Annotated in this window: 16 protein-coding genes; 5 read left to right on the top strand and 11 right to left on the bottom strand. The window is 71.7% G+C overall.

The window, feature by feature from the left end:
* Window positions 1-30: 30 nt before the first annotated feature.
* From ACZ60T_RS09645 to afsQ1, 4 genes are all read right to left on the bottom strand, one after another.
* On the bottom strand, window positions 31-585 hold the full coding sequence (locus tag ACZ60T_RS09645; RefSeq protein WP_365621360.1) for a VanZ family protein: 555 nt from the start codon (window positions 583-585) through the stop codon (window positions 31-33).
* A 117-nt stretch (window positions 586-702) separates the two neighbouring features.
* The gene (locus ACZ60T_RS09640; protein ID WP_469665432.1) at window positions 703-1,308 is read right to left on the bottom strand and encodes a hypothetical protein; all 606 of its coding nucleotides are present in this window, start codon (window positions 1,306-1,308) and stop codon (window positions 703-705) included.
* Entirely contained in the window at window positions 1,305-3,029 is a 1,725-nt protein-coding gene (locus ACZ60T_RS09635; protein ID WP_469665431.1) for an ATP-binding protein, read from the bottom strand. Before ACZ60T_RS09635 ends, ACZ60T_RS09640 begins: the two co-directional genes overlap by 4 nt.
* Complete coding sequence (gene afsQ1, locus ACZ60T_RS09630; protein WP_199836043.1) at window positions 2,927-3,604, bottom strand: two-component system response regulator AfsQ1; 678 nt, start codon at window positions 3,602-3,604, stop codon at window positions 2,927-2,929. The genes ACZ60T_RS09635 and afsQ1 overlap by 103 nt, the downstream gene beginning before the upstream one ends.
* 270 nt (window positions 3,605-3,874) lie before the next feature.
* Here afsQ1 and ACZ60T_RS09625 point away from each other — a divergent pair, with 270 nt between their 5' ends.
* Window positions 3,875-4,630, top strand: coding sequence for a SigE family RNA polymerase sigma factor (locus ACZ60T_RS09625; protein WP_365621369.1), 756 nt, complete (start codon window positions 3,875-3,877; stop codon window positions 4,628-4,630).
* Window positions 4,631-4,825: 195 nt separating this feature from the next.
* Here the strand turns inward: ACZ60T_RS09625 and ACZ60T_RS09620 are convergent, their stop codons facing one another.
* The gene (locus ACZ60T_RS09620; protein ID WP_365621372.1) at window positions 4,826-5,470 is read right to left on the bottom strand and encodes a uridine kinase family protein; all 645 of its coding nucleotides are present in this window, start codon (window positions 5,468-5,470) and stop codon (window positions 4,826-4,828) included.
* Between the two features lie 128 nt (window positions 5,471-5,598).
* Here ACZ60T_RS09620 and ACZ60T_RS09615 point away from each other — a divergent pair, with 128 nt between their 5' ends.
* On the top strand, window positions 5,599-6,000 hold the full coding sequence (locus tag ACZ60T_RS09615; protein WP_469665430.1) for a hypothetical protein: 402 nt from the start codon (window positions 5,599-5,601) through the stop codon (window positions 5,998-6,000).
* Window positions 6,001-6,075: 75 nt separating this feature from the next.
* On the opposite strand, the gene ACZ60T_RS09610 is transcribed toward ACZ60T_RS09615, so the two are convergent.
* From ACZ60T_RS09610 to deoC, 3 genes are read right to left on the bottom strand one after another with little or no spacing between them, the layout of a single operon-like run.
* On the bottom strand, window positions 6,076-6,978 hold the full coding sequence (locus tag ACZ60T_RS09610; RefSeq protein ID WP_365621377.1) for an aldehyde dehydrogenase family protein: 903 nt from the start codon (window positions 6,976-6,978) through the stop codon (window positions 6,076-6,078).
* Window positions 6,971-8,407, bottom strand: a complete 1,437-nt coding sequence (locus ACZ60T_RS09605; protein ID WP_469665570.1) for an aldehyde dehydrogenase family protein — start codon at window positions 8,405-8,407, stop codon at window positions 6,971-6,973. The genes ACZ60T_RS09610 and ACZ60T_RS09605 overlap by 8 nt, the downstream gene beginning before the upstream one ends.
* A 21-nt stretch (window positions 8,408-8,428) precedes the next feature.
* A complete protein-coding gene (deoC, locus tag ACZ60T_RS09600) occupies window positions 8,429-9,388 on the bottom strand; it encodes a deoxyribose-phosphate aldolase (RefSeq protein ID WP_469665429.1) in 960 nt (319 codons plus the stop codon).
* 189 nt (window positions 9,389-9,577) lie between these two features.
* Here deoC and ACZ60T_RS09595 point away from each other — a divergent pair, with 189 nt between their 5' ends.
* Window positions 9,578-10,240, top strand: a complete 663-nt coding sequence (locus tag ACZ60T_RS09595; protein WP_365621383.1) for a PH domain-containing protein — start codon at window positions 9,578-9,580, stop codon at window positions 10,238-10,240.
* Window positions 10,241-10,357: 117 nt separating this feature from the next.
* Here the strand turns inward: ACZ60T_RS09595 and ACZ60T_RS09590 are convergent, their stop codons facing one another.
* From ACZ60T_RS09590 to ACZ60T_RS09580, 3 genes are all read right to left on the bottom strand, one after another.
* A complete protein-coding gene (locus tag ACZ60T_RS09590; RefSeq protein ID WP_469665569.1) occupies window positions 10,358-12,013 on the bottom strand; it encodes a phospho-sugar mutase in 1,656 nt (551 codons plus the stop codon).
* Between the two features lie 105 nt (window positions 12,014-12,118).
* Entirely contained in the window at window positions 12,119-12,943 is an 825-nt protein-coding gene (locus tag ACZ60T_RS09585) for a purine-nucleoside phosphorylase (RefSeq protein ID WP_365621389.1), read from the bottom strand.
* A 137-nt stretch (window positions 12,944-13,080) separates the two neighbouring features.
* A complete protein-coding gene (locus ACZ60T_RS09580; RefSeq protein ID WP_469665428.1) occupies window positions 13,081-13,557 on the bottom strand; it encodes a gamma-glutamylcyclotransferase family protein in 477 nt (158 codons plus the stop codon).
* Between the two features lie 95 nt (window positions 13,558-13,652).
* On the opposite strand from ACZ60T_RS09580, the gene ACZ60T_RS09575 reads away from it, so the two are divergent.
* Window positions 13,653-15,101 (top strand): NAD(P)H-quinone dehydrogenase, encoded by a 1,449-nt coding sequence (locus ACZ60T_RS09575; RefSeq protein ID WP_469665427.1) that lies wholly within the window; start codon window positions 13,653-13,655, stop codon window positions 15,099-15,101.
* A 122-nt stretch (window positions 15,102-15,223) separates the two neighbouring features.
* Entirely contained in the window at window positions 15,224-16,189 is a 966-nt protein-coding gene (locus ACZ60T_RS09570; RefSeq protein WP_469665426.1) for a DeoR/GlpR family DNA-binding transcription regulator, read from the top strand.
* Window positions 16,190-16,225 lie beyond the last annotated feature (36 nt).

Raw genomic sequence — 16,225 nt, 5'->3', positions numbered from 1 at the left:
CTACGAGGACGAAGGGGGGCAAGCGTCCCTCTAAGGAGCGATTCCCACCCTGGGAATCGTCGGGGTGCGCCCCTGAGACGGCTCCTCCGAGTGGAGCACGGCGGTCCGCTGCCGGCCCCGGGCCCGGCGGCGCAGCCGGGCGCGGCCCGCGGGCACGACCAGCAGATGCGCGAGGGCCACGCCGACCGTGTTGAGCAGGACCGCGTCGATGTCCACGACCTGACCGGGCACCCCGGTCTGCAGCAGCTCGAACCCCAGGGAGATCAGGGTGCCCGCGCCGACCGTACGGGCCAGCGAGGCGAGCGGCGAGACGTCGAGCCGCCCCCCGGCCATGGGCAGCAGCACCCCGAGCGGCGCCAGCAGCGCGAGCCCCTTCCCTACGCGACGGGTCGCCTGCGGCCAGCCGAGCGCGAGATCGGCCCTGATCCCGGCGAACGGATGCAGATTGGCGGGCCTGACCCACGGGACGTCCAGCGGGCGCAACATGATCCAGGCGACGAGCGCGAGGTGTGCGACGAGGAGGACACCCCCTGCCACACGGACGCGGTTCGCGGCGCTGCCGCCGTTTGAGCCTTGACGCTGCACGCCCCCCTAGACGCGGGCCTCAGGGGGATCGGTTCCGGAATGCACCGGGACGGGTGAGTGGCGCGGCGCACGTACGAGCCGTGCGCGCCCCGGCGGATGCGCCGGGGCGCGTGTGACTCAGGCGACCTTGCCGGAGGGCGGCGTCACCGCGCCCGGCCGCGAGCGCACCTGAGTGGTGCACTCGTAGCGGCGCAGCGGCCGGCCGGGGCCGCCGAGCACGACGGACCCGTCCTCGGCGGCGGTCGCCTCGGAGCCCGCGAAGGTGCAGACGATCTGCGCGAGGGCGTACGAGCCGAGGTCCTCCGGCGGGGTGCTCAGCCGGAACGTGTCCTCCGGGTCCTTGTCGCGTGGGCCGCTCACCCGGATCCCGCCGAGCACGTCCGTCGAGTAGCCCGCCTGCGCCTCCCCGGCCGGCGGCTGCGCGGCGAGCTGGTCGAGCAGCCCCTGGGCCACCTGCACCCGGCGCTGGCCCTCGGCCGGTCCGTCCGGGATGCGTACGGAGCGGTCCGTGGCCACCAGTTGCGAGGAGCACAGCAGGAAGACCTGGACCGGCAGGCCGCCGGCGCTCTGCGCGGACAGATCCGTGCCCGACAGCGCGCAGGGCACCCGGGAGGGCGCGGGACCGAACTCCGTCGGCACCTGGGTCGGGCGGATGCCGCAGCCGGCCAACAGGACGGCCAGCAGCGGGACGGCGAGCCAGGCATGGGCGCCGCGTAGCGTCATCGGGCGTTCTCCTCGGTGCCGTTCGCCTCCCGCGTCCCGTCCTCGATGAGCGGCGAGGCGTCGCGCGGCAGGCGCAGTGTGAACACCGCCCCGCCCTCGGGCGAGTTGGCGGCCGTGATCCGGCCGCCGTGGATGTGCGCGTTCTCCAGCGCGATGGACAGGCCGAGGCCGCTGCCCTCGGAGCGCGGGCGCGAGGCGCTCGCCTTGTAGAAGCGGTCGAAGACATGGGGCAGGACGTCCTCGGGGATACCGGGACCGTGGTCGCGCACCGCGATGAGGAGGTCCTCGCCCTCCTCGCGCACGCGGACCCGTACCGGCGAACCGCCGTGCTTGAGCGCGTTGCCGATCAGGTTCGCCAGGATCACGTCGAGGCGGCGCGGGTCGAGGCGGACGATGATGCCGCGCTCGGCGTCCAGTTCGACGGCGTCCAGCCAGGCGCGGGCGTCGATGCAGGCGGTGATCTGGTCGGCGATGTCCACGTCGTCCACGACCAGCCGGGCCGTGCCCGCGTCGAAGCGGGTGACCTCCATCAGGTTCTCGACCAGGTCGTTCAGCCGCCGGGTCTCGCTGACCACCAGGCGCACGGCCGGCTCGATCATCGGGTCGACGCTGCCCGTCTCGGCGTCCAGCTCCTCCTCCAGCACCTCGGTGACCGCGGTGATCGCCGTGAGCGGAGTACGCAGTTCATGGGACATGTCGGCGACGAAGCGACGGGATGCCTCCTCGCGACCGCTCATGTCCGCGACCTTCTTCTCCAGCGACTCGGCCGCGCGGTTGAACGTCCGTGACAGATCGGCCAGTTCGTCCGTGCCGGACACGCGCAGCCGGGTGTCCAGCTTGCCCTCGCCGAGCCGCCGGGCCGCGCTGCCGAGGCGGTGCACCGGCCGCAGGACGGTCGTCGCGGCGGCCTGCGCGAGCAGCGCCGAGCCGATCAGCGCGAGAGCGGTGGCGACACCGAGCGACCAGGCAAGGGAGTTGAGGTCCTTGGCCTCCGGTTCGAGGGACTTGAGCATGTAGCCGGTGGGGCCGCCGCCGATGACCTTCGTGCCGCCGACCAGATACGGCTTGCCGTGGTCGTCGATGCGCTGCCAGTACAGGTGGTAGGCGTCCTTGTTGGACGAGGACACCGGCTGCTGCTCGTTCACCGCCCGCTGAAGGGACTTCGGCACGTTCTGCAGCGTGAACGTGCCCAGCTCGGAGTTGCCGACCACCGCCTTGCCGCGCTCGTCCTGCGCGACCAGCAGCACGCTGAAGCGCTGCCCGCTGCCCGCCATCTGCCCGGCGGTGTGCTGGAGTTCGTCCCGCGTCGGGTGCGCGGGCAGCGCGCTCGCCCGGTTCTGCATCTCCTGCTGGAAGTCGTGCAGCACCGCGTCCTGGGTACGGGTGAGCACGGCCTCGCGGTTGAGCCAGTAGGCGATGCCGGACGCCGACACGGCGGCGGTCAGCGCGACGAGCCCGAACACCACGACCAGGCGCAGCCGGAGACTCGTGAAGCGCAGCCGGGACGCCAGGACCCTGCGGGCCGCCGCCCAGCCGCGGGGCGCTCCGTGCGCATCGGCCACGTGCGCATCGGCTCCTTGCGGATCGGTCACTTGCGAATCCGTCACGTGCGCGTCCGTCACTGAGGAGCGTCCAGCCGGTAGCCGACCCCACGGACCGTACGGATCAACGTGGGGGACGACGGTACGTCCTCGACCTTGGCGCGCAGCCGCTGCACACACGCGTCGACGAGCCGCGAGTCGCCCAGGTAGTCGTGCTCCCACACCAGCCGCAGCAGTTGCTGCCGCGACAGCGCCTGACCGGGCCGCCTGCTCAGCTCGAGGAGCAACCGCAGCTCGGTGGGCGTCAGTTGGAGATCGTCGCCGTTCTTCGTGACGGTCATCGCCGCCCGGTCGATGACCAGGCTGCCGAACGTCGCCGAGTCGCTGGCCTCGCGCTCACCGCGCCGCAGCACGGCCCGGATCCGGGCGTCCAGCACCCGCCCCTGCACCGGCTTGACGACATAGTCGTCGGCGCCGGACTCCAGCCCGACCACCACGTCGATGTCGTCGCTGCGCGCGGTCAGCAGGATGATCGGCAACTGGTCGGTGCGCCGGATGCGCCGGCACACCTCGAAGCCGTCGATGCCGGGCAGCATCACATCCAGCACGATCAGGTCCGGGCGCTGCTCACGCAGCAGCTTGAGACCGTCCTCGCCGGTGGCAGCAGTGGCCACGCGATGACCCTGGCGCGTCAAAGAGAGCTCCAGGGCCGTTCGGATGGCGTCGTCGTCCTCGATCAGCAACAGGGAAGGCACGAGGGCCATTCTGGCTCAAACCACGGACATGTATCGACTGCCTGAGCGCTCCCTCACATCCCGCGCACAGAGCGGGGCCCGATGGCTCGTCTCCGTAGCCGTTCAACTCCTCAGTGTGACGCTCCGACGTGACCTGGAACGCCCTCTGTGACAGCCCTGTGACAGTCGCCGGACATCGCCATGAAGTCGCTTCGGCAAGCTTTTCGACATGAGCAAGGCCGCCTCCGCAGGGCGGCAGTCAGACCGGGACTCCATGACGGGGGGCGCGAGATGAACACGCTGCACGGCACCAGCACGAGCGCAGTTGTCACGCGTCTGCATGATGTGACCCGGCACGAGAAGTCCGGTGCCGTGAGCGGGCGGGGGTGCGCTCGCGGTACCGGGCGTCAGCACACCGGATCCGTGCAAGGGCGTCCGCCCTACATGACGGTGGTTGACGCGCTCGGGGGAGAGGCTCACGGGGGAGCCGCGTACGGGGAGGGCAACGGGGAGCGTCGCTCGGCGGCGGAGGCGGAGTTCACCGCCTACGTCGAGGAGCGCCGCGCCTCCCTGTACGCGACCGCCTACCACCTGACCGGTGACCGCTTCGAGGCCGAGGACCTGCTCCAGAGCGCGCTGTTCTCGACCTACCGGGCATGGGACCGGATCACGGACAAGGCCGCCGTGGGGGGCTACCTGCGGCGGACGATGACCAATCTGCACATCAGCGCGTGGCGCCGCCGCAAGCTGAACGAGTACCCGACCGAGGAGCTGCCGGAGACCGTCGGCGACACGGACGCGATGCGCGGCACCGAACTGCGCGCCGTCCTGTGGCAGGCGCTCGCCCGGCTGCCGGAACTCCAGCGCACCATGCTGGTCCTGCGCTACTACGAGGGCCGCACGGACCCGGAGATCGCGGAGATCCTCGACATCAGTGTCGGCACGGTGAAGTCGAGCATCTGGCGGTCGCTCCGCCGGCTGCGCGGGGACGAGATCCTCAGCTTCGGCCGTGACGAGGAGGAGTCCTTCGGGGAGTTGGTCGCCTGAGGGATCGGGGGGACACGGGGGAAGTACGGGGGTACGGGGGAAACACGGGGGAGCACTACCGGGGGGAAGTGCGAGGGACCACGGGGGCGCGGGGGAGCGCTCGCGGGGGAACAACGGGGAACACGGGGGAAGTACGGGGGAGCAACACAGCGGGGCTGGAGGGCCGGGGGGTCCGTCCAGCCCCGCTTCCCGTGCCTACGCGCTGGTGCTCACCGGCGGTATGTGCCGCCCCGCGGTCGCCGCCGCCAGCCGGGCCAGCGCCTCGTCCCGGTCGCAGGCGTACGCGCCGAGCGCCGTCTGCCGGGCGATGATCGACCGCTCCGTACGCATCAGCCGCCAGCCGCGGCGCAGCAGGAACGGGACCGACTTGCGGCCCTCCTTGAGATCGCGCACGAAGCGGCGGCGGAACGTGGTGAAGGGCCCCCGCGACAGGCACAACGCGTCGGCCAGGACGCCCAGTTCACGACAGCGCCGCACGATCTCGGCGGCGAAGATGCCCTCCGCGATGAAGACGGGCGAGCGGTCGATGTCCAGGGCCTCCTCGCCCGTCCGCGCGCTCAGCGAGATGTCGTACACGGGCACCGTCGTACGGCCCTTGGCGCACAGTTCGGTGATGGCCGCGAGGGCGGCGTCCGCGTCCCATGACTCCGGGTGGTCCCAGTCGATGTCCGAACTCCCCGCCACCAGCGGCAGCGTGGGGTCGTCGCCCTCCTTGTAGAAGTCGTCGAGCCGCAGCACGGGCAGCCCTGAGTGCGCGGCGACAAGGGACTTGCCGGATCCGGAGGGGCCGCAGAGCAGCACGACGCGGGCCGGGCCCGGGGTTGAGGGTTGGGAACTCACGAGTCACCAGTCTGACGTATCGCGCGCCCCGAGCCGACCCTGCGGGTCGACGTTGGAGCGGACATCACACCTCAACTACCCTACGCGTTGCACGTATTACTCTCAGCGACCAGAAGGTGGCAGCAGTCATGGCACGACACGCCTCCCCCCACGCCCCCACCGCCCGACGCGTCCTCGTGGCCCTCGCGACCACGGGCGTCGCCCTGGGAGTGGGCGCGGGCGCCGCCTCGGCGGACACCGGAACCGTCCGCACCGCGCCGCGGAGCGGGCCCACGTCGCTCGGCCAGGCCGACCCGCAGGCGGGGCTGAAGGCGCTGACGGGAACCGTGGGCTACGTCACCGGCCCGCTCGCGAACCTCAAGCCGAATCCCTTGGCGGGCACGGGAGTCGACCCGCTCGACAACGGAGTCGGCACCCAGCTCTCCGACTTCAAGCCCCTGACCTCCCAGGCCCTCACCCGCCCGGTGGCCCAGGCCCCGTCCATCGGCAGCGTGCCGTTGGTCGGCCGACTGCTGGGCTCGCTGCACTGAGCCCACGGCACCGAAGCAGCGGGGCCGTGGCCCCTCCGTACGGAGAGAGTCACGGCCCGCTGACAGAGGCGGGCGTCAGTACGACGAACCCGACGCGCCCAGCGACCCCGTCGGGTGCCAGACCGTCTTCGTCTCCAGGAACGCCGTCAGGCGGTCGATGCCCGGCGTCGCGGCGTAGTCCACAGGCTGTGGACGAAGGACGCGCTTCAGGTTGTCCGCCGCCGCGATCTCCAGCTCCTTCGCCAGGGACTCGTCGGCCCCGGCCAGGTCGATCGCGTTGACGTCCTGGTGGGCGGCCAGGGGGGCCGCGATCTCCGCCGTACGGCCGGAGAGGACGTTCACTACGCCGCCCGGCAGGTCGGAGGTGGCCAGCACCTCGCCCAGGGAGAGCGCGGGGAGCGGAGCCCGCTCCGACGCCACCACGACCGCCGTGTTGCCGGTCGCGATCACGGGGGCGATCACCGAGACCAGGCCCAGGAACGACGACTCCTGGGGGGCCAGGACCGCGACCACGCCCGTCGGCTCGGGCGACGACAGGTTGAAGAACGGGCCCGCGACCGGGTTGCCGCCGCCGACCACCTGGGCGATCTTGTCGGTCCAGCCCGCGTACCAGACCCAGCGGTCGATCGTCGCGGACACCTGCGCCGCGGCCTTCGCCTTCGACAGGCCCTCCGCGTCGGCGACCTCGCGCACGAACTGCTCGCGCCGCCCCTCCAGCATCTCGGCTACGCGGTAGAGGATCTGACCGCGGTTGTACGCCGTCGCCCCCGACCAGCCGCCGAACGCCTTGCGCGCCGCGACCACGGCGTCCCGGGCGTCCTTGCGGGAGGAGAGGGGCGCGTTCGCCAGCCACTTGCCCTTTGCGTCGGTCACCTCGTACACCCGGCCGCTCTCGGAACGCGGGAACTTCCCGCCCACGTACAGCTTGTAGGTCTTGAAGACGGAGAGTCGCTCAGTGGTTTCGGTCTTCTCAGACATCGAGGTACGCCTCCAGGCCGTGGCGACCGCCCTCGCGGCCGAAGCCCGACTCCTTGTAGCCGCCGAACGGCGAGGTCGGGTCGAACTTGTTGAACGTGTTGGACCAGACGACACCCGCGCGAAGCTTGTTCGCCACCGCCAGGATGCGGGAGCCCTTCTCCGTCCAGATGCCCGCCGACAGGCCGTACTGGGTGTTGTTGGCCTTGGCGACGGCCTCCTCCGGCGTGCGGAAGGTGAGGACCGAAAGGACGGGGCCGAAGATCTCGTCACGGGCGATGGTGTGCGCCTGTGTGACGTTCGTGAACAGCGTCGGCGCGAACCAGTAGCCGGACGTGGGCAGTTCACAGGCCGGCGACCAGCGCTCGGCGCCCTCCGCCTCGCCCTGGTCGGCGAGCGCGGTGATCCGGGCCAACTGTTCGGCGGAGTTGATCGCGCCGATGTCCGTGTTCTTGTCGAGCGGATCGCCCAGGCGGAGCGTGCCGAGCCGCCGCTTCAGGGCGTCCAGCAGCTCGTCCTGGATCGACTCCTGGACCAGCAGCCGGGAGCCCGCGCAGCAGACCTGGCCCTGGTTGAAGAAGATGCCGGTCACGATGCCCTCGACGGCCTGGTCCACGGGTGCGTCGTCGAAGACGATGTTCGCGCCCTTGCCGCCCAGTTCGAGCGTGAGCTTCTTCCGCGTCCCCGCGACCGTACGGGCGATCTCCTTGCCCACGGCGGTCGAGCCGGTGAAGGCGACCTTGTTCACGTCCGGGTGCGCGACGAGCGCGGCACCCGCGTCGCCGTAGCCGGGAAGGATGTTGACGACGCCCTTGGGCAGGCCCGCCTGGCGGCAGATGTCCGCGAAGAAGAGCGCCGACAGGGGCGTGGTCTCGGCGGGCTTGAGGACGACCGTGTTGCCGGTCGCGAGCGCCGGGGCGATCTTCCACGCCAGCATCAGCAGCGGGAAGTTCCACGGGATGACCTGGCCCGCGACACCCAGCGGCCGGGGGTTCGCGCCGAACCCGGCGTGATCCAGCTTGTCGGCCCAGCCCGCGTAGTAGAAGAAGTGCGCGGCGACCAGCGGGAGATCCGCGTCGCGGGTCTCCCTGATCGGCTTGCCGTTGTCCAGCGTCTCCAGGACGGCCAGCTCACGGCTGCGCTCCTGGATGATGCGGGCGATACGGAACAGGTACTTGGCGCGCTCGGAGCCGGGCAGCGCCGACCACTTCTCGAACGCCTTGCGGGCGGCCTTCACCGCGCGGTCGACGTCCTCAGCGGTGGCCTGGGCGACCTCGGAGAGCACCTCCTCGGTGGACGGGCTGACCGTCTTGAAGACCTTGCCGCCCGCCGCCTCGGTGAACTCGCCGTCGATGAAGAGGCCGTAGGAGGGCGCGATGTCGACGACCGAGCGGGACTCGGGCGCGGGGGCGTACTCGAATGCGGATGTCAGCATTTCCATGTCCATGGGGTCTCAGTCCACCGTCACGTAGTCGGGGCCGGAGTAGCGGCCGGTGGCCAGCTTCTGACGCTGCATCAGCAGATCGTTCAGCAGCGAGGAGGCGCCGAAGCGGAACCAGTGGTTGTCCAGCCAGTCCTCGCCCGCCGTCTCGTTGACGAGGACCAGGAACTTCACGGCGTCCTTGGAGGTACGGATACCGCCCGCGGGCTTCACACCGATCTGGATGCCGGTCTGCGCGCGGAAGTCACGCACGGCCTCCAGCATGAGCAGGGTGTTGGCCGGGGTCGCGTTGACGGCGACCTTGCCCGTCGAGGTCTTGATGAAGTCGGCGCCCGCCAGCATGCCGAGCCAGCTCGCGCGCCGGATGTTGTCGTACGTCGACAGCTCGCCCGTCTCGAAGATGACCTTCAGCCGGGCCGACCCGCAGGACTCCTTGACGGCGACGATCTCGTCGTACACCTTCATGTACCTGCCCGCGAGGAACGCCCCGCGGTCGATGACCATGTCGATCTCGTCGGCGCCCGCGGCCACGGCGTCCCGCACGTCGGCCAGCTTCACGTCGAGCGCGACGCGGCCCGCCGGGAAGGCGGTGGCGACCGAGGCGACCTTCACGCCGGAGCCCGCGACGGCCTCCTTGGCGACGGCCACCATGTCGGGGTAGACGCAGACGGCCGCGGTCGTCGGGGTCGTACGGTCCGTCGGGTCGGGGTGCACCGCCTTGGCGCCGAGCGCCCGGACCTTGCCCGGGGTGTCCGCGCCTTCCAGCGTCGTCAGGTCGACCATCGAGATGGCGAGGTCGATGGCGTACGCCTTCGCGGTGGTCTTGATGGAACGGGTACCGAGGGAGGCGGCGCGCGCCTCCAGGCCGACCGCATCGACGCCGGGCAGCCCATGGAGGAAGCGGCGCAGCGAGCTGTCGGACGCGGTGACGTCCGTGAGTGCGTGTGCAGCAGTGGGTGCAGAAGGGGGCATGGTCACCAGGCGAGCATATCTACGCGCGTAGCGGCTGTACACCCCGGGGAGGGTCTCCCGCCGGGGCCGCCCGGGGGCGTGGGTCGCCGCCTTCGCGACCGGACACGGCCGGGCGGCGCGCGGGCCACGGTTGCGTACCAGCCGGGACCGGCCGGGGAGTGCCTCACACCCGTCGTGCAGAATCAGTCCATGACGACCCCCGATCGCCAGTCGCCCGCGCCGGACACCTCGGCACCCGAGTCCCGGGACCGTATCTACCGGTCGCCCGCCGGAATCGTGGGCGGCGTGCTGCTGCTCGGCCTCGTGCTCTGGCTCGGCATCGACGCGCTGGTCACGGGGCACGGCCGTACCCCCTGGCTGGCGCTCGCCGGGCTGATCCTGCTCATCCCGCTGATCATGGCCTTCACCGTGCGCCCGGCGGTGTACGCGAACGAGGAGCGGCTGCGCATCCGCAACCCGTTCCGTGTGATCGTGCTGCCCTGGTCCTCGGTCGGCTCGCTCCGCTCGGGCTACTCGAACGAAGTCATCGTGACGACCGGCACCAAGTTCCAGATCTGGGCGGTCCCCGTCTCGCTGCGCGCCCGCAAGAAGGCGGCGCGGCGGCAGGCCAAGGCCACCGTGGAGGCCGCCCAGGCGGGTAAGAAGGGCCGTTCGGGCTCGTCCGCCGCGGCCTCGGAGGCGCCCATCCGCGCGCAGAGCGACAAGATCATGCACGACCTGCGCGAACTGGCCGACCGCCACGAGAAGTCCGAGCGCGCCCAGGGCGAGCCGACGGTGCGCTGGGCGTACGAGGTGATGGCGCCCGCGGTGGCGGGCGCGGTGCTGCTGGCGATCCTGCTGATAGTGGGCTGAACCGCCCGCGCCAGCCGCAACAGGCGTCCCCTCGAAGGAAGTCCGCTCAAGAGACGACCGAGGCCGCCGTACCCGGAGCCCGGCAAGGGCATGGGTACGGCGGCCTCGGTCGTTCGGTCAGATGCCCGCCGCCGACGACAGGTCGCGCTTGATCGCCGCCAGCAGTTCGGTCGCCCGCGCGCGGGCCGCCGGGAGGTCGGCGTGCGAGGCGACCGGGAGCACGACCTCCAGGTAGCACTTCAGCTTCGGCTCCGTACCGCTGGGGCGGACGATCACACGGGCGCCGTCGAGCGTGTAGCGCAGCCCGTCCGTGGGCGGCAGCTTGTCCGTGCCCGCGCTGAGATCCTCGCAGCGGGTGACCGCCAGGCCCGCGAGCCGGGCCGGGGACTGCTCGCGCAGGCGGCGCATCGCGTTCGCGATGACCGACAGGTCCTCGACCCGCACCGAGAGCTGGTCCGTGGCGTGCAGCCCGTGCTCCACGGCGAGGTCGTCGAGGAGATCGAGAAGAGTACGGCCGCCCTCTGCGGAGCCCGGCGTGCCCGACTCCTTGAGTACGGAGGCGAGTTCGGTGATCAGCAGCGCGGCCGTGATGCCGTCCTTGTCGCGCACCCCCTCGGGGTCGACGCAGTAGCCGAGGGCCTCCTCGTAGCCGTAGCGCAGCCCCTCGACCCGGGCGATCCACTTGAAGCCGGTCAGGGTCTCCTCGTACGGCAGGCCCGCCTTCTCGGCGATCCGGCCGAGGAGGGAGGAGGAGACGATCGACTCGGCGAAGGTGCCCTGCGCACCGCGCCCGACCAGGTGCGCGGCGAGCAGCGCGCCGACCTCGTCGCCCCGCAGCATCCGCCAGCTCTCGCCGTCCTTGACGGCCACCGCACAGCGGTCGGCGTCCGGGTCGTTGGCGATCACCAGGTCGGGGTCCGACGCACGGGCCGTCGCGAAGGCGAGGTCCATGGCGCCGGGCTCTTCCGGGTTGGGGAAGGCGACGGTGGGGAAGTCGGGGTCCGGCTCGGCCTGTTCGGGGACCAGGACCGGCTCCGGGAACCCGGCGCGGGCGAAGGCGGCGAGGAGGACGTCCTTGCCGACCCCGTGCATCGCCGTGTAGACGGTGCGCGCGGTGCGCGGGGAGCCCGGCGCGAGGACCGTGTCCGTCCGCGTGAGGTACGCGTCGAGCACGCTGTCGTCCAGCGGCTCCCAGCCGGAGTCCGGGCGGGGGATCGCGTCGAGGGTGGTGAGGGCGTCGATCTCGGCCGCGATCTCGGCGTCCGCGGGGGGCACGATCTGGCTGCCGTCGCCGAGGTAGACCTTGTAGCCGTTGTCCTGGGGCGGGTTGTGGCTGGCGGTGACCTCCACACCGGCGACCGCGCCGAGGTGCCGGATGGCGAAGGCGAGGACGGGCGTGGGCAGGGGGCGCGGGAGGACGGCGGCCTTGAGGCCCGCGCCGGTCATCACGGCGGCGGTGTCCCGCGCGAAGTCGGCCGACTTGTGGCGGGCGTCGTAGCCGATGACCACGAGGCCCGCGCCCTGGCCCTTCGCCTTCAGATACGCGGCGAGCCCGGCGGCGGCACGGATGACCACGGAGCGGTTCATCCGCATGGGCCCGGCGCCGAGTTCGCCGCGCAGCCCGGCGGTGCCGAACTGGAGGGTGCCGCCGAAGCGCGCGGCGAGCTCCTCGTGGTCCCCGGCGGCGAGGAGCTCGGCGAGTTCCTCACGGGTCTCCGCGTCGGGGTCCTCGGCCAGCCACGCCTTGGCCCGTGCGATGAGTTCGTCGTGCACGTGGGTCAACCTCTCCTTGTGTGGTCAGAGACGCTCGATGTCTTCGAGGCCCGTCACAGGTCTTCGAGGCCTGTCACCTGTTGTCGGCGGCCTCGTAGGACAGGTCTAGATCCGCTCCAGCACCTGCGCCAGCAGCCCGCCCATCCGCGTCGCGCTGTCGCGGCCCGCCTGGAGGACCTCCTCGTGGTTCAGCGGCTCACCGGTCATCCCGGCGGCCAGGTTCGTCACCAGGGAGATGCCGAGGACCTCGGCGCCCGCCTCGCGTGCGGCGATCGCCTCCAGGACCGTCGACATGCCCACCAGGTCGGCGCCGAGGACCCGGGCCATGCGGATCTCCGCCGGGGTCTCGTAGTGCGGGCCGGTGAACTGCGCGTAGACGCCCTCCTCCAGGGAAGGGTCGACCTCCTTGCACAGGGCGCGCAGGCGCGGCGAGTACAGGTTCGTCAGGTCGACGAAGTTGGCGCCCACGATCGGGGAGGTCGCGGTCAGGTTGAGGTGGTCGCTGATCAGGACCGGCTGGCCGGGGCGCATGGTCTCGCCCAGACCGCCGCAGCCGTTGGTGAGGACGATGGTCTTGGCCCCGGCGGCGACGGCGGTACGGACGCCGTGCGCGACGGCGGCGACCCCGCGGCCCTCGTAGTAGTGCGTACGCCCGAGGAAGACCAGGGCCCGCTTCTCACCGATCCGGTACGAGCGGATCTTGCCGCCGTGACCCTCGACGGCCGGCGGCGGGAAGCCGGGCAGCTCGGTGACCTGGAACTCGGCCTCGGGTGCGCCGAGGGCGTCGACGGCCGGAGCCCAGCCGGAGCCCATCACGAGGGCGACGTCGTGGGTCTCGACGCCCGTCAGCTCGCGCAGGCGCGCGGCGGCGGTGTCGGCGGCGGCGTAGGGGTCGCCCTGGATGTCGTCCGGAAGAAGAGATGCGTTCACGCGCACGAGAGTAACCGGTCGGTGCCTACGCGCGTAGATGAGGGCGGTGACGGCAACGCGATCGTTGTGTTGTCGTTTCCGGCGCCACCGCGCGCCGTGCGCTTCCGGCGCCACTTCGGCTCACCGGTGACCGGCCGTCAGCAGGGCCGCTTGCGCAGCTCCATCACGTAGTCGTGGGGCGCCCCGGCGGACTCGGCGGCGTCGGCGATCTCGCCCAGATAGCTGGCCGAGGGCAGGCCGCCCTCGTAGCCGTTCAGGGCGTACGTCCAGGCCGTCTCCTCGCCGTCCAGCGTGTGCACGCGGACGCGCAGGCGGCGGTAGACGCCGAGGCTCACGCCCTCCGCGCGGTCCATGGAGTCCTCGTCCATGGGGGCGATGTCGTACAGCGCGACGAAGACCTGGGTGAGCGGGTCCTCGACGATCGTCGCGAGCGCGCCGTCCCAGCCGGTCCCGGCGCCCTCGGCCGCGGTCGAGCTGGGCAGGCCCCACTGCTCGCCCCCGAAGGTCAGCCGCCAGCCGTTCAGCCAGCCGGTGGCGCGCAGCGGGGAGTGGGGTGCGCGGCGGGACATCAGCCGGGCGTCGAGGTTGCCGGCGTACGCGGCATAGAGCGACATGGAGACGAGGGTACGACAGCACCCCGCCCGTCCCCGGGGTGTCGGAACCGGCGCTCTCCTCCCCCGGGGGAGCACTGCGCCGGACGTGCGGGACAATGGGGTACGTGACTCGGATCGTGATCATCGGTGGCGGACCCGGCGGATATGAAGCGGCGCTGGTGGCCGCGCAGCTCGGGGCGGAGGTGACCGTCGTCGACTGCGACGGTCTGGGCGGCGCGTCGGTGCTCACCGACTGCGTGCCCTCGAAGACCCTCATCGCCACGGCCGAGGTGATGACCACCTTCGATTCGTCGTACGAAGAGCTGGGCATCCTGGTCGCCGACGACACCCCGCCGCTGGAGCAGACCGCGCGTGTCGTCGGGGTGGACCTCGGGAAGGTCAACCGCCGGGTGAAGCGGCTCGCGCTCGCCCAGTCCCACGACATCACCGCGTCCGTCACGCGCGCCGGCGCCCGGGTCCTGCGCGGCCGTGGCCGGCTGGAGGGCATGCAGGGCCTGGACGGCTCGCGCAAGGTCGTCGTCCGGGCGGCGGACGGCAGCGAGGAGACCCTCACCGCCGACGCCGTGCTCATCGCGACCGGCGGTCACCCGCGCGAACTGCCCGACGCCCAGCCCGACGGCGAGCGCATCCTCAACTGGACCCAGGTCTACGACCTCGACGAGCTGCCCGAGGAACTCATCGTCGTCGGATCCGGTGTCACGGGCGCCGAGTTCGCCGGGGCGTACCAGGCCCTCGGCTCCAAGGTCACCCTCGTCTCCTCGCGCGACCGCGTGCTGCCCGGTGAGGACCCCGACGCCGCCGCCGTCCTCGAGGACGTCTTCCGGCGGCGCGGCATGAACGTGATGGCCCGCTCGCGCGCCCAGTCCGCCAAGCGCGTCGGCGACCGGGTCGAGGTCACCCTCTCCGACGGCCGCGTGATCACGGGCTCGCACTGCCTCATGGCCGTCGGCGCCATCCCCAACAGCAGCGGGATGGGCCTGGAGGAGGCCGGGGTCAAGCTGCGCGAGTCCGGGCACATCTACACCGACAAGGTCTCCCGTACGACGGCTCCGGGCGTGTACGCGGCCGGTGACGTCACCGGCGTCTTCGCCCTCGCGTCCGTCGCCGCCATGCAGGGCCGTATCGCCATGTACCACTTCCTGGGCGACGCGGTGGCCCCGCTCGACCTGAAGGCCGTCTCCTCGAACGTCTTCACCGACCCCGAGATCGCGACCGTCGGCTACACCCAGGCGGACGTCGACGCGGGCAAGATCGACGCCCGGGTCGTCAAGCTGCCGCTGCTGCGTAACCCGCGCGCCAAGATGCAGGGCATCCGCGACGGCTTCGTCAAGATCTTCTGCCGCCCCGGCACCGGGATCGTGGTCGGTGGCGTGGTCGTCGCGCCGCGCGCGTCCGAGCTGATCCACCCCATCTCGATCGCGGTCGACAACAACCTGACGGTCGAACAGATCGCGAACGCCTTCACCGTGTACCCGTCCCTGTCGGGCTCGATCGCCGAGGTGGCACGGCAGTTGCACACCCGGAAGCTCACGGCCGAGTCCTGACATCACCGGCGTCGAGGGCGGGACAGGCCCCTATACCATCTCCCGCCCTCCGCTGCGAACAACTTCTGTTATTCGGCGCAAACTGCTGAAACCAGACGGTCGTCGGCGTTACTGTCAGTTTCGTGTTCGCTGCAGAACGTCGCCAATTGATCCTCGAAATGGTGCGAGCGAACGGTGCCGTGTCGCTCCGTGAGCTCGCCCGCGTCGTCCAGACCTCCGAAGTGACCGTACGGCGGGACGTGCGCGCACTGGAGGCAGAAGGACTCCTCGACCGCCGGCATGGCGGTGCGGTACTGCCGGGCGGGTTCACGCGAGAGTCCGGCTTTCCGCAGAAATCGCATCTCGCGACCGCCGAGAAGACGGCCATCGCCGACCTCGCCGCGAGCCTCGTCGAAGAAGGCGAGGCCGTCGTGGTCGGGGCCGGTACCACCACGCAGGAACTGGCACGCCGGCTCGCCCGGGTGCCGGGGCTGACCGTGGTCACCAACTCCCTCCTGGTGGCCCAGGCGTTGGCCCATGCCAACCGCGTGGAGGTCGTGATGACCGGCGGCACCCTGCGCGGTTCCAACTACGCCCTGGTCGGCAGCGGTGCGGAGCAGTCCCTCCAGGGGCTGAGGGTCTCCAGAGCCTTCCTGTCCGGGAGCGGGCTCACCGCCGAGCGCGGCCTGTCCACGTCCAACATGCTCTCGGCGTCCGTCGACCGCGCGCTGGTGCAGGCCGCCGCGGAGGTCGTCGTCCTCGCCGACCACACCAAGCTCGGCGCGGACACGATGTTCCAGACCGTGCCCACGGACGTCATCACGCATCTGGTGACGGACGACCCGCCCGCGCACGACGACCGTGCGGCCACCGAACTCCAGGCCCTGGCCGACCAGGGCGTCCAGATCGCGGTCGCCGGGGCCGCGGGCGGCGGTACGGTCGGCGGCGACCCCGCCCCCACGGAGCGCCGTCAGCGCCGGGACGTGCCCCTGCCCGGCCAGCGCCGCAGCCAGGGTCCCGGGGGCGGTCCGCAGTTGCGCAGCGCGACGGTCCTGGGGGAGCCGCCCACGGGAGAACGCGCGCGCGTGGCGGATCTGCGCCGCCGCTGAGCCACGGGACCACGCGAGGCGCCCGGCGCACCCGCT

The organism is Streptomyces sp. NPDC104371, from assembly GCF_055583785.1.
This window is presented reverse-complemented; position numbering and strand designations above follow the sequence as displayed.